Raw genomic sequence first — 13,217 nt, forward strand, 5'->3', positions numbered from 1 at the left:
AAGCACGGACGTTTTTTTATTTGTTATAAACCGGGATATCGTAATAGAGCGTATAGTTATCAAGTAAGTTATACAAGCTATACATACGAGTGACTTGCTTATATGCCCAGCCAATATCTGTTGCATATTGATGAGTCGCTGAACTAGACCAGCGCATTTTATAAATCGTATCTTGTTTGTATGTGGCGTGATTGATATAGCTGTTGCCAATGAATTTTGCCCCGCCAATAATGGCTGCCTCTGGCGTGAACCATTGCTGTTCATACGCATATTTTGCACCGAGGTAATTCGGATTGCTGTCGTATGCGCCAATGCCATACATATTATATACTTTCTTTCCATTAAACATCGTACCATTCGCTAAAATGGAACCTCCGTTACCTGTTTCAAGCAACGCGTGAGAAATGAGATAAATTTCGTTGATATGATACGTTTTCGCTGCCGTAATAAAGGCTTGTCCTTTACCTGCAAGAATCCCTTTGCCTGCTAGAATCTTTGAATTGACTTCTGCCGGATTGAGATTCGCAGCTTCAGAGAGTTTCAGAAATTGAAAATAAGATTGAGTGCCCTCAGCAATATTGGCTGGATCTACATATTTTTGCACCTCTGCTGAGCTTGCATTTCTCCAGCCAAGGCTGATCTTGATCCAGTTTCCTTCTTTCCCAAGCTGTTTCACTTTTGCTCCTTTATTCAGCTGCGCCACGATGTTGCTCGCAGAGCTCGAATCAGGTGTCGAACGAACATTTAAGCCGTCCGTATTCACAGTTGACGTCGCCGGGTCGACATATGGTGCATAGACATAGGCTACGCCATCTGTCTGTGGTGACACCTTCATTTGCTTGTTCACCATCTCATTGACAGTGAGGTTGTAGTTCGTTTGCATGACCATTGGGCCATTTTTGATTTTTACGGCTGTAGCTGTCCAGCCATATTGACTTTTCACAAAAGCAATCGCTGCATTTACAGTTGGTAATCCTGTGAATTGCTGCGTAATGTTGATTTTGTAGGTTGGTTTCGTTGTTGTTTGATAGGCAGCTGGTTCATTCCGTTTTTTGAAAAATGCCATGCCTTGATCGCGCAATGCAGCTGTTGAGATGGCACCTGTTTTGATCTGATATTGACCATAATCAGTTGTCCCTGTTTTTTGAGCAGCTGCTTTCATTTTTTGTTTCGTTAAATAGCTTAGCGCTTGATTCAGTTTAGTCTGATTCACCGTCGGCTCTGTCGTGATCCGGTATTGTTTAACCGCTTCTGTCAACGTTTTTGTACTGCTGGCAACGCCATTTTTCTTGATAATCTCTTGAGCCTGCTTGACTTTACTTTGCTCATATACAGGTGTTGTCTTGAGACTATACGTTTTGCTGACAGCTTGGCCCTTACCAGTTGTAATGCTGCTTGTCACTTTCTGCGTTTTTAAATATGCGGCACCTTTATTTATTTTGGCTTGCTCCGCTGATTGATTGACGACAAGTCGATACGTGCTGTCAGATGCTTTACCTGTTTTTTTCGTTGTTGCTGATACCTTTTTCTTTTGGAAGAAAGCTGCTGCTTTTTTCGCTTGATCATCTCCTAATAGGTTTCCAGTCACTACTTGATATGGCTGTGTAGAAGAGATCTTTTGCGATGTGTAGCGCCATTTCTTTTTCTTGAAAAAGGCCACCGTTTTTCCGTATGCTGTATCGTTCAGTTGATTGAGCTTCACGATATAATTTTTTGTTTTTCCCACTCGCTGCACAGTCCCTGTAGCGCCGGTTTGTTTCTTAATCTGGGCCGCAGCTGAGGATGCCTGTTTGTTGTCTTTGAAATAGCCTGATTCCAAGCGATACACATTTTTTAAAGCGCCTGTCTTTTGAATCTTCCCGCTGATCTTTGCTTCTCTTTGAAGCTGGGTAAGAAGCGTTTGTGCTTTTGACTGGTTCGCTTGTGCAGCTGATGTGACGATGTAATATGGCTTGCCTGCTGTCACCGTTTGAAGCACCGCTTTTAAACCAGACTCTTTTTGAAAGCCTTGCAGGATCGTATTCGCCTTACTTTGCCCAACGATACCGCCTGAAATCAGCTGATACACAGTGCCTGCTTTGTTTTCAGTTTGGTATGTACTAGTGACACCGGCCTGCTTTTGTAATTCGGTTTGAATATTTTTGACTTTCGTTTCAGAATCAATGGTCCCTGAAATGACCTGATAAGAAGGTCTGCTTTGATTGATAACTTCATAGGTGCTATTGAGTCCTGATGTTTTCGTTAGCTCGAGTGAGAGCTTTTTCGCCTGAGCTTCATCATTGACGGGGTCAGATACGACCTTTTGTAATGGAAGGCGGTCACCTACTGGCGACACCGTACCGCTCATACCCGTCTCTTTTTTTAATGCAGCTGCACTTGCACTCGCTGCTGCTTGTGACTCATATCCTGAGGCAGTGAGCTGATAGGTCGACGTGTTTCCTGAGGTTTGATAAGTGGCTGTCCACTTTTTGTCCTTCTTCAATGTTTCCACTGCTTTTTTTACTTCTGATTCTGTTGTAAATACCTTTGAGGTGTTCATCGTGTAAATGGATTGATCGACATAGGAGGCTGCTTGCACTTCTTTGCCCGTCTGTATTGTCATACCAAAGGCAGCTGCGAGTAACATAATCTTGATGGTTTTTTTCACGTTCACTGTCCCTCTCTTACTTTGCATAATAGTCTACTAATCTCTTTATCGACAAAAACAAGTACTCTTTCAAGTCATTTATGCAATAGAAAAATAGAGGACCCCTTCAAAGTCCTCTTTTTCTTTATATATGCGATACAATCAGCTCACAAGTTCCTTCAATTGAGAAGCTTCCTGTTTCAGCTGGCAGGATAAAATGAGCTCCTTTAGGCAATGGATATGTATGTCCATCATGCGTTAGAGCCCCTTCCCCGCTAATTACACTGCACAGCAAAAATGAATAATCTTGCGAAAGCTCCACTGCTTGATCAATTTCCCATTTATACACAGAGAAATACTCTGCTTCAACAAACGTTCGAATGGTCAGCCCACGGCGTGTTTCAATTGATTCATCTGCATACCCGTCTACATGGGGAACCGTTGTGACATCAATGGCTTGCGCAAAATGAAGTTCACGTTCATTGCCATTCTGATCTTTTCGTTCATAATCATATACCCGATAGGTGGTATCTGAGCTTTGCTGCGTTTCGAGGACAAGCGTTCCTTCGCAAAGCGCATGAATGGTACCGCTTGGCACATAATAAAAATCACCAGGCTTTATCTTCACACGACGTAAAAGACCTTCCCAATCTCCACTGTTCATCATGGTCACAAGCTCAGTTCTTGTTCTTGCATTGTGCCCATAGATCATTTCTGCTCCTTCTTTGCAGTCAATGATATACCAGCACTCTGTTTTTCCAAGCTCGCCATTTTCATGTCTTTCCGCATAATCATCATCTGGATGAACTTGAACGGATAAGTCCTGGTTTGCATCTAAAATTTTGGTTAACAGCGGGAATCGATCGCCTTCTATTCCCCCGAACAATTCTCTGTGATTGTCCCATAGTTCGATCAGCGTTTTCCCTTTATATGGACCGTCTTGCACGACACTTGGTCCGTTTGGATGAGCAGAAATTGCCCAGCATTCTCCCGTTTGATCAGAAGGAATATCATAGCCAAATTGATCTCTTAAGGCTGTACCTCCCCATATTCTCTCCTTCAATTCAGGCAGTAAAAAAATTGGTGACTGCTTCATTCAGGATGACTCCTCCCTTTGCTACCCTTTGATAATCCTTGCCAAGCTTGATGAAAACTAGCAAGTCTCAACTTTTATTATGACGCTATCTAAAGAGAAGTCAATCCTTTCAGTACACCAAATGAAAACGATAACACTAAAATGTTTCATCCTTTAACAGAGCCTGCGAGAAGCCCTTTGACAAAGTATTTTCCGAGCAGAATATAGACCAAGAGTGTCGGCAATGCGGCCAATATTGCCCCTGCCATTTGGACGTTCCATTGCACAATTTGACTGCCCGATAGATTTTGCAAGGCAACCATCACTGGCTGATGCTCCGCAGTGGTCATCGTGACTGCAAATAAGAACTCATTCCACACATTTGTGAACTGCCAAATGGCGACTACAACAAATCCTGTGATCGAAAGCGGAAGAATCATATGTCTGAAAATCCCGATAAACCCTGCGCCGTCCATTTTTGCCGATTCAATCATTTCATCAGGAATGCTCACATAGAAGTTTCTAAACATGAGCGTTGTGATTGGGAGTCCATATACGACATGGACAAGCACCAAACCTGGAATCGAATTATACAATCCGACTTCGCGTAAAAATTGAATGAGTGGAATGAGGATACTTTGATATGGAATAAACATTCCAAACAGCATCAGCGTAAAGACCACTTCTGATCCTTTGAAACGCCATTTTGATAGGACATAGCCATTCATCGCCCCTAAGACAGCTGACAATAAGGTAGCCGGAATGACTAGATAAAGAGAATTCATTAAATTGGGCGCTAGCTTTTCAAATGCGATTTGATAGCTTGAAAAATCGAGTGTTGACGGCAGCGCCCACATTTTCTCAAGGGTCACTTCACCTAAGGGCTTCAAGCTTGTGACGAGCATGACATAGACTGGCATCAGAAAAAACAGACTGCACAAAATCAATAAAGCATAAAGGACTGGACGGACAAACCATCTAGCTGTCATGATGACGCCCCCTTCCGGCTCGACAGGAGATATGGCACGATAAAGACCGCAACAGAGATCAGCATCACAATCGCGATGGCGGCACCGCCTGCATAATGGTTTCCTCTAAAGGTCATTTCAAACATGTAAACGCCCGGAACATCTGTGACAAAGTTTGCACCCGGTCCTGTCATCGAGTAAATCAAATCGAAAATCTTTAATGAAATATGAGCCATGATGATAATGACACTTGCAGTAATCGGTTTTAATAGAGGAAAAATAATCTTCCAGTAAATCTGCCACTCGGTTGCGCCATCCATTCTAGCAGCCTCTCTTACTTCCTCTGGAATGCCTCTCAAACCCGCCAAATACATTGCTAGAGAAAATCCAGTCATCTGCCAAACAGCTGCAATCACGACTGCAATCATTGCTGCAGGGACACCAAACTCAATTTTCCCCCAGACAAATCCAGCTAAAATGTTCGTATCCGTGTACCACTTAGGCTGGATACCAAGCGTCTTTAAAAATAGATTCACCCCTGTGGACGGGTTTAAAATCCATTGCCAGACGACCCCTGTCACAACGAAGGAAAGGGCCATTGGAAAGAAAAATAAATTCCGAAATAGAGATTCACCCTTGATCTTCTGATCTAGTAAAATCGCAAGTGCGAGCCCAGAGGCAATAACGGCTCCAATAAAGAATAGAGTGAAAAAGACCGTGTTTCGAAGATCTGACTGAAAGCGGAAATCTTGAAACAGCATCATATAGTTTTGAAGACCTGCGAAAGAGAAATCAGGAACAAGCGAGGTCCAATTTGATAATGACACATACCCTGTCCAGCCAATAAAGCCGTAAACAAAGATGAATAATAAAACAGCCGACGGGGCTAAAAATAGAAGCGCAAGCAGCTGATCCCCACTCCATTTTTTCCGCACACGTTTGACTTTGGGTGTTGCTGCTTTTGTGATCGGCGATGTATCCATACGCATGAAGCTACACTCCTTTTTAAAAAAGAGGCGGTGCTTAGTCGCCGCCTCCTCGTCTTTATTTCATTGAATCTTTTAAAGATGAAACAAACTGGCTGCTGTCTTTTTGTGTGACGAAGATATTGACGGCTTGATTCGCTTTTGTCACAAACCCTTCTTCAGCAGCTGAACCATGTGCGAGAGACGGCGCCAGCTTTGATTCTTTAAATGCCTTCATCGCCGATTTTCCGTATTCATCATATTTAGAAACATCTGCATCCACACGTGCTGGAATCGATCCCTTCAGCGGATTAAATGCATCCTGTCCTTCCACAGATCCTAAGACAGATAAGAATTTCTTCACGTTTTCTGGCTGTTTCACGCCCTTCGGCAGTCCAAATGTATCGGTGATCACCATAAAGCTTCCCTCTGTGCCAGGAGTCGCCACGTATCCAAAGTCTTTATTCACCTTCAGATCCAGATCATTCACAAAGTACCCCTTCGCCCAGTCGCCCATGACATTCATTGCAGCGTCTCCTTTTGCTACGAGCTGCGAGGCATCCTGCCAGTTACGTGAGCTGTGGTCATCATTGACGTATTCAAGCATACGTCCAAAGATGTCTGCCGCTTCCTTCACTTTTGCGTCATCCATTTTCATGTCGCCAGCCCAAAGCTTTTGATAACCGTCAGCGCCTAAAACGCCGAGCAGCACACTCTCAAACAAATGTGTTGCTGCCCAAGGCTCTTTATCCCCAAGTGCGAGCGGTGTAATGCCTTTTTTCTTTAATGCATCTGCTGTTTTGAAAAATTCATCAAAGGTCGTTGGTGGCTCTAAGCCTGCATCGTCAAATACCTTCTTGTTATACCAAAGCACATTGCCCCTGTGAATATTCACTGGTACTGAATAGATTTTCCCATCTTTGCTGACAAGGTCGATGAGTGATTCTGGAAATTTGTCCTTCCAGCCTTCTTTTTCATATAGATCATCCAGAGGCTCCATTTTGCCTGCTGCGACCCAGCTCTCATTCAGCTCCGCTCCGCCATGTACTTGGAATGTAGCTGGCGGGTCATTTCCTTGCATCCGGCTAGTCAGAACAGCCTTTGCATTTGTACCAGCACCACCTGCGACAGCTGCATTTTCAATTGGAATATCTTTATTTTTCTCTTCAAACAATTGAATGAGTGCTTTCAGTCCGTCCTCCTCACCTGCTCCAGTCCACCAAGAGAAAATGTCGAGCTTCTCTGCTCCACCTTCTTTTTTCGCATCTGAGCTCGTCGATGAACTACAGGCAGTGACGATAAGCATACAGAGCACTAACAGCGTAAAGCCTAATTTAACCTTCATGATTGATCCCCCATCCTCATTTTGTAAGCGTTATCAAGATAAGTATAATGGCAGATCCTCTCTTTTTTTTAGGCAAACTTCTTCACTTTTTTATGAAATTCTTCATTTTTTTACGGTCTGTTTTCGATATTCCTTCGGTGAACAACCCACCATCTTCTTAAACACACGGCTGACGTAATTGGGGTCTGTGTATCCTGCCTGATAGGTAATTTCTTTTAAACTAAGCGAGCTGTCTTTGAGAAGTTTTTTAATTTTATCCAGCCGACAGGTCGTCACATATTCTTTAAATGTCAGCCTTGTCTCGTCTTTAAACCTTTTTGTAAAATAGGTCGGACTTAAATCAACATAGGCCGCAGTCTGCTCCAGCGTGATCTGTTCACAAAAATGCGTTTTGATGTAGCGCTTTGCCCGCTCGATATCATTCACAGTCTGGTTTCTTGCTTCGTACACGTCAAATAAATATTCACAGCACTGACGGCATTCAGCAGCGGTGCTGATCGTTAATATTGGCCAGTCTGTTCGGAGCCGTGATTTAAATAAAATCAGCAGCTCTTTTAGTTGTGACAGGGTCGCCCCCTCTAGCTCAAAGGCATCGAATAAAGCGAGCGCATCCTCTCTTCTCCCTTCTTCCATTGCCTGCATCATATCGTCTGCAAGCTCAGGCAGATGGATCAATGGATGAGACTGTTCTTCTGTTTGGTAAAAACCATAACGAACAACGCCGGGGCTCTTTTTCCGCTGATAATAGGCAAGCTTCGCCTCTGCTGCACTTTTCTGAAGATAAAGCGGATTTGAGACCGGGTGTCCTATGCCAACGACAGGTGAAGGCTGATCGTTTGTTGTGGCGGTTCGAATCGCCTGCAGGACATCTGCCTTTAACTGACCAGGCGCTTGGTGACGATAAATAAGACATGTAAACAGCTCACCACTCACCTGAATCGGCACTGTATGAAAAAGGGGAGATGTCTGTAAATCAATCAACAGCTGATCCCTGATTGTCCGCTGTACAGCGATGACAAGACCTGCTTCGAATTCATGAAACAGTTGTTGAAACTCCGTTGAGGTATAGGATTGACCGTTTATGACATGAGCTTCAAGCCAATTTGACTGCTGACCGGCCGCCATCGCCTGCCGCTGAGACGCCTCCTGCTGAATCTCTGCCGCAACCGTGCGAATGGCGGCGATGGTTTCATCTTTGTCAGCCGGTTTAACGAGGTATTGCTTCACCCCTTCTTGCATCGCTTGCTTGGCATAATCAAACGTATCGTAGGCTGTCAGCATAATAAATTTTGTATGAGGGCTGCTCGCTTTGATTTGCTTGATCGCTGTGAGTCCATCCATTCCCGGCATCTGAATATCCATGAGCACAAGATGAACGGGCTCAGTTCGCACGAATTCAACCGCTTTCTTTCCATTTTCAGCTTCTCCTGCGATATGACACTCTGGAAGCCAATCCGTCATGAACTTCCGCATCGCTAGCCGTTCTATTTTTTCATCATCCACAATCAGCACGTTCAGCATGATGGTCCCTCCTTCATCGGAATAGCCAATTGAATGGTGGTGCCTTCGTTTGGCTTTGAGTCAATTTGCAGGGCATCTTTTACCCCATAAAACAAATGCAGCCTTGACATCACATTGCGAAGACCGATCCCTGTCGAGTGCCCTTTACTCAAGATGTTTGGATATTCCTCTTCTTTTTCTGATAGCAATCTCCTTTTCTCTTGTTCGTTGATTCCCATCCCATTGTCCCGAATCCGAATCATCACATAGCCGCCTTCTTGATAGATCGAGAGTTCGACAAGCCCGTCTTCCTCCTTTGGTTCGACGCCATGAATAAAGGCATTTTCAACAAGCGGCTGTAAGGTGAGACTTGGGATATGTACAGATAAACACGATTCATCTATGATCGTTTTGCATGTGATACGATCGGCAAATCTCGTTTCTTGTATATGAAAATATTCTTTGACCACTTTTACTTCTTGTTCGAGCGTAACGGATGCACTGAGAGCTGACAGCGAATAACGCATGAGAGTGGAAACAGATTGGATCAACCTCGATGTGGCATCCGCTGATTCTAAGTAAGCCATGCGTGAGACGATGTTTAAGGTATTAAATAAAAAATGTGGGTTCATTTGGTTTTGCAGCGTTTTCAGCTTCATGTCTTTGATTTTTTGATCTAAGGCTGCCTTTTGTTTCATCTCTTCAATCATCATTTTCATCTCTTGTCGCATTCGCTGAAAAGCCTCATTTAATACAGAAATTTCATCCTTTGAGGTGACATGCAAGTTCGCTCCATCAAAGTTTCCTTCTGATACTTCCTTTACGCTTCGAGAGAGATGGACGATCGGTCTTGATATCCCGCCAGCAATCATATACGCCATCCATAAGGCGACCCCAATGGACAGCGTAAACAAACATAGGGTAAAGAGCGCATAGGTTTGGTGTCTTTTTTGCAGAGATTGATAGAGTACTTGATACTCAGACAATTCATCATCAAGCAGGGTCATCGTTTGCTCTTGTATGTAGGAGGAGACGGTTCTTACTTCCTTCACACTTGCTGCATATTCTTTGATTTTCCCTTCTTTTACATGTGTCATGGTCGCATCACTTTCATTGATGAGCGTCCGCATCATATATTGGTATTTTTCGATAGAAGGAATGGCCGCATGAAGCCCGGCATCTTTTCGCAATGCCTGGTCGTAGGATTTCATTTTTTGTTTTGAAGCTAGATATTCTTTGGCAAACTGCTGATCCTTTTCAATCGCATACGCATTGACCTTTTCATACATCGTTTTTGCCTCTGTCGATATATCATTAAGCAGGAGAAAAGAACGAAAGCTTCTGCTATATTCTGATGTGATATTCGAGCTGCTCCAATAGACGAAAAAAGCGGCCACATTGCCAAGGAACACAAGGGTCAAAAATGCCAGTAGCAATTTACTTCGAATCCTTCTCACGGCTGCACCCCCTGCCTTCTGTCTGTTTGCTGCAGCGGCAGATCCTCGCGCCGAATCACACTCGTTCCTGTGTACTGAAGCGGTTCTTCTTTTTCACCTTTTTGCAAACGCACAAGCGATTCCACTGCTTGATAGCCCATTTCATAAGGGTGCTGAACAACGACTGCATCAATCTCTCCATCATCGAGCGCCTGAATCGTATCTGGCAACGTATCAAATGCGAGTACATAGATATCTGCGGACGATTGATATTGCGCTGTTGCTTGAATAATCCCTGCACCATCTAATGCACTCGTGCCGTAAAATGCGGTAAGCTTCGCATGATCGTTTAATAGTTTATACGCGGCACCGGAGGCCCCTGATTTGGTAATGGCTGATTCTTCTATTCCAGCAATATGAATGCGTTTTTCAGCGGCGACGGCATCTCCAAACCCTTTGACGCGCTGCTTTTGATGAACGGCATCAAGCCTGCCTGTGACAATTCCTACATACTGTTCGCCTTTTGTATCTGCGATGAGTGCCTGTCCTGCGATAAAGCCAGAATAATAATTGTCCGTGCCTACATACACTTGACGCTTACTCCCCTCTGCATCCGTATCAACGGTGACAACATCAATGCCCTTTTCCCTCGCCTTCTGAAAAAGCGGTTTGTATTTTTTCGCATCAAGTCCCTGTGTCATAATGCCATCGACATGCCCTGCGATTGCCATATCAATGGTTTTCAAATGGTCGTCTATATCGGCTTGCTTCGGACCCAAATATTCTAAATACACGTGATGAGCGGCTGCCGCATCAGCAGCTCCCTTTTGTACTAGCTGCCAATATTCGTTATCAAGCTCCTCCGGTACAAGGACAAAGTGATATTGATAAGTTGTTGACGCTTTTTCGGAAGCGTTTTCAATTTTAAATAAATCTTGACCTAATGATGTTAAAAAAATGACAGATACGACACAAAAAGTGAGAAAGGCGCCCACCCCGATCCACTTTGATACTTTCACCACATCCTCCCCCTTTCAAAAATTGCGCATAAAAAAAGAGCTGCTTATAAGCATACTCTCTCAACCTCTATAATTCCTTTGTCATAAATAAACTGTTTGGATCTTCGTGATATGAACCGAAAGGCGGACAAATATAAAACCCAACACTCTCATATAGTTTTCTTGCTGGCTCGAAGAAAGACATCGCGCCTGTCTCTAAGCTGATACGTGAATAGCCGCGCCTTTTTGCCTCTTGGAGAAGATGGTTCAGCATATACCTTGCTACACCTTTTCGCATATGGTGAGCTGCGGTCCTCATGGATTTGATTTCGCCGTGATCACTTGACAGCTCCTTTAACGCTCCGCAGCCAAGAAGCTCTTCTCCATCCCGCACACTCCACACTGTGACATCTTGCTTTTTCAAATCAGCTAACGGAAGGGCATGAATGCTTTCTGGCGGGGAATGCTCTTTCATTTCTTCTATATGAGCGGTAATCAGCTGCTCTATTTGTCCATCCGTGAGTGTATCTTGTTGAATGTACACATCTATCACTCCTTCACAAATATTGTACGTGAAGAGTCACCATTCACCTGCTGTTATGTCAGATAAACGAACAAACAACCGGCATCCATCTGCCAGTTGTTCATTTGATAGCGCTTATTTATGAAGAAAGAACCGCTTGTAATTCTTCTGCTGTACTGCTCTCCAGCTGACTTCCGACCCCTACAGCCACTGCGCCTGCTTTCAGCCATTTTGGCACATCAGCTGGATGAATCCCACCCGTTGGAATAAATTCAATGTCTGGAAATGGGCCTTGTAAGTTTTTCATATAGGATAACCCGAAGGAGCCGCTTGGAAAAAGCTTGAGCAAGCAGTATCCAGCTGCTTTTGCCTGCATGATTTCACTTGGGGTGAGGACACCTGGTACATAGAGTGTGTTGTGAAATGAGAGATGCTCTCCAATGACAGGGAGATACCCTGGACTGACAATAAATTGCGAGCCTGCGTCAATGGCTGATTGCGCCTGCTGAAGGGTGGTGATTGTGCCCGCTCCTACAATCAGATCTTGCTCATGCTGAAAGGATGCGATGATGCGTTCCGCATTGGGCGTGGTATACGTCACTTCAATGGCACGAACGCCCTTTTTCTTTAAACGCTCTATGATCTCAATGCCTTCTGCTTCGCTCCCCGCTCTCACCACTGCGATCAGCTTACAAGCCGCGAGATGTTCTTTAACGCTCAAACTTGCTGACTTTCCCATATCCTTCGTCCCCCTTCATATATTCCCGTCTCTGATATCGTTTGGCGTCTTTCATAAAGGCCTGAAGCTCTTCCCGAGTAGGCAGGCCGTCCTTATCGCCTGGAGACATCACCGCAAGAGCCCCTACAGCATTGGCTCTTATCACAGATTTTTCATATGATAAACCGTCCAGTAAACCGCTGATAACCCCCACGGCAAACCCATCACCGGCACCGACTGTATCCACGACATTTGGCACATAAAAGCCGCTCACAATCCCCTGACTGGCTGCACTTTTATAAAAGGCACCTTCTGCACCAAGCTTAATGACCACAAGCTTGACGCCTTTTTGCAAATAAACATCGGCAATCTCTTCCGGCTCGTGATAGCCTGTGAGCCTTTGCCCTTCTGAAAGCCCCGGAAAAAACCAATCTACTTGAAAAGCCATCTGATTCACTGTATGGATCATATCTTCCTCCTCTTCCCATAGCTGCAGCCGAAGGTTTGGATCAAATGAAATGGTTTTGCCTGCTTCTTTCATCTTCTGAAGAGCATGAAAAGAAAACGCTCTCATTTCATTGGATAATGCAGGTGGAATACCTGTCATATGGAGATGGCCTGCCTGTTTGAAATAATTCGCGGGAAAGTCGCTTGGACTCATTGTGCTCGCAGCAGAGCCTTTGCGATAATACGTGACGTCAGGATCTCCATCCATCACTTTCGATTTAAGTAAAATCCCTGTTTGAGACCCATCATTTGAACGGATCACTGCACTTGTATCGACTCCTTCTTTTTGAAGCTCTTCTAAAATAAATGTGCCAAGTGAATCTGCTCCGACTTTGCTCATCCATCCCACATCAAAACCTAGCCTCGCCAAACCGACTGCCACGTTACTTTCGGCACCAGCAAGCGCCTTTTGAAATGTATGCACTTGATGAAGCTCTCCGGCTTCTTTTGCGTAAAACATCGCCATTGATTCCCCAAATGTGACCGCATCCAATGCTTTCACTCATTTCTCCCCTTTCTTGGTACCGGTTTCAAATCAGTTGAAAAAGAGAGAGCA

General features: G+C 44.3%; 11 protein-coding genes. All 11 read right to left on the minus strand.

Annotated elements, in window-relative coordinates:
- Nucleotides 1-16: 16 nt before the first annotated feature.
- Entirely contained in the window at nt 17-2,647 is a 2,631-nt protein-coding gene (locus tag MHH41_RS16290; protein WP_340866558.1) for a glucosaminidase domain-containing protein, read from the minus strand.
- 124 nt (nt 2,648-2,771) lie between these two features.
- Entirely contained in the window at nt 2,772-3,722 is a 951-nt protein-coding gene (manA, locus tag MHH41_RS16295) for a mannose-6-phosphate isomerase, class I (protein ID WP_340866559.1), read from the minus strand.
- A gap of 146 nt (nt 3,723-3,868) precedes the next feature.
- Entirely contained in the window at nt 3,869-4,690 is an 822-nt protein-coding gene (locus MHH41_RS16300) for a carbohydrate ABC transporter permease (protein ID WP_050944374.1), read from the minus strand.
- Complete coding sequence (locus tag MHH41_RS16305) at nt 4,687-5,652, minus strand: carbohydrate ABC transporter permease (protein WP_050944699.1); 966 nt, start codon at nt 5,650-5,652, stop codon at nt 4,687-4,689. The genes MHH41_RS16300 and MHH41_RS16305 overlap by 4 nt, the downstream gene beginning before the upstream one ends.
- A 61-nt stretch (nt 5,653-5,713) precedes the next feature.
- Nucleotides 5,714-6,979 carry an ABC transporter substrate-binding protein gene (locus tag MHH41_RS16310; protein WP_268459201.1) on the minus strand — a complete coding sequence of 422 codons (1,266 nt, stop codon included), beginning with the start codon at nt 6,977-6,979 and terminating at the stop codon, nt 5,714-5,716.
- 102 nt (nt 6,980-7,081) lie between these two features.
- Complete coding sequence (locus MHH41_RS16315) at nt 7,082-8,500, minus strand: response regulator (RefSeq protein ID WP_340866560.1); 1,419 nt, start codon at nt 8,498-8,500, stop codon at nt 7,082-7,084.
- The gene (locus MHH41_RS16320) at nt 8,494-9,936 is read right to left on the minus strand and encodes a sensor histidine kinase (protein ID WP_340866561.1); all 1,443 of its coding nucleotides are present in this window, start codon (nt 9,934-9,936) and stop codon (nt 8,494-8,496) included. Before MHH41_RS16320 ends, MHH41_RS16315 begins: the two co-directional genes overlap by 7 nt.
- The gene (locus MHH41_RS16325) at nt 9,933-10,934 is read right to left on the minus strand and encodes a sugar-binding protein (RefSeq protein WP_340866562.1); all 1,002 of its coding nucleotides are present in this window, start codon (nt 10,932-10,934) and stop codon (nt 9,933-9,935) included. The genes MHH41_RS16320 and MHH41_RS16325 overlap by 4 nt, the downstream gene beginning before the upstream one ends.
- A 67-nt stretch (nt 10,935-11,001) precedes the next feature.
- A complete protein-coding gene (locus tag MHH41_RS16330; RefSeq protein WP_050944379.1) occupies nt 11,002-11,457 on the minus strand; it encodes a GNAT family N-acetyltransferase in 456 nt (151 codons plus the stop codon).
- A 118-nt stretch (nt 11,458-11,575) separates the two neighbouring features.
- Nucleotides 11,576-12,175, minus strand: coding sequence for a bifunctional 4-hydroxy-2-oxoglutarate aldolase/2-dehydro-3-deoxy-phosphogluconate aldolase (locus MHH41_RS16335; protein ID WP_340866563.1), 600 nt, complete (start codon nt 12,173-12,175; stop codon nt 11,576-11,578).
- The gene (locus tag MHH41_RS16340) at nt 12,147-13,163 is read right to left on the minus strand and encodes a sugar kinase (RefSeq protein ID WP_340866564.1); all 1,017 of its coding nucleotides are present in this window, start codon (nt 13,161-13,163) and stop codon (nt 12,147-12,149) included. The genes MHH41_RS16335 and MHH41_RS16340 overlap by 29 nt, the downstream gene beginning before the upstream one ends.
- Between the last annotated feature and the right edge of the window lie 54 nt (nt 13,164-13,217).

The organism is Bacillus sp. FSL K6-1145 (assembly GCF_038003425.1).
Lineage (GTDB): Bacteria > Bacillota > Bacilli > Bacillales > Bacillaceae > Bacillus > Bacillus pumilus.

Excerpts from the sequence above, each read along its gene's own strand:
- manA (WP_340866559.1), bottom strand. The coding sequence starts at position 3,722 with ATGAAGCAGTCACCAATTTTTTTACTGCCTGAATTGAAGGAGAGAATA.
- MHH41_RS16300 (WP_050944374.1), bottom strand. The coding sequence starts at position 4,690 with ATGACAGCTAGATGGTTTGTCCGTCCAGTCCTTTATGCTTTATTGATT.
- MHH41_RS16305 (WP_050944699.1), bottom strand. The coding sequence starts at position 5,652 with ATGGATACATCGCCGATCACAAAAGCAGCAACACCCAAAGTCAAACGT.
- MHH41_RS16310 (WP_268459201.1), bottom strand. The coding sequence starts at position 6,979 with ATGAAGGTTAAATTAGGCTTTACGCTGTTAGTGCTCTGTATGCTTATC.
- MHH41_RS16315 (WP_340866560.1), bottom strand. The coding sequence starts at position 8,500 with ATGCTGAACGTGCTGATTGTGGATGATGAAAAAATAGAACGGCTAGCG.
- MHH41_RS16335 (WP_340866563.1), bottom strand. The coding sequence starts at position 12,175 with ATGGGAAAGTCAGCAAGTTTGAGCGTTAAAGAACATCTCGCGGCTTGT.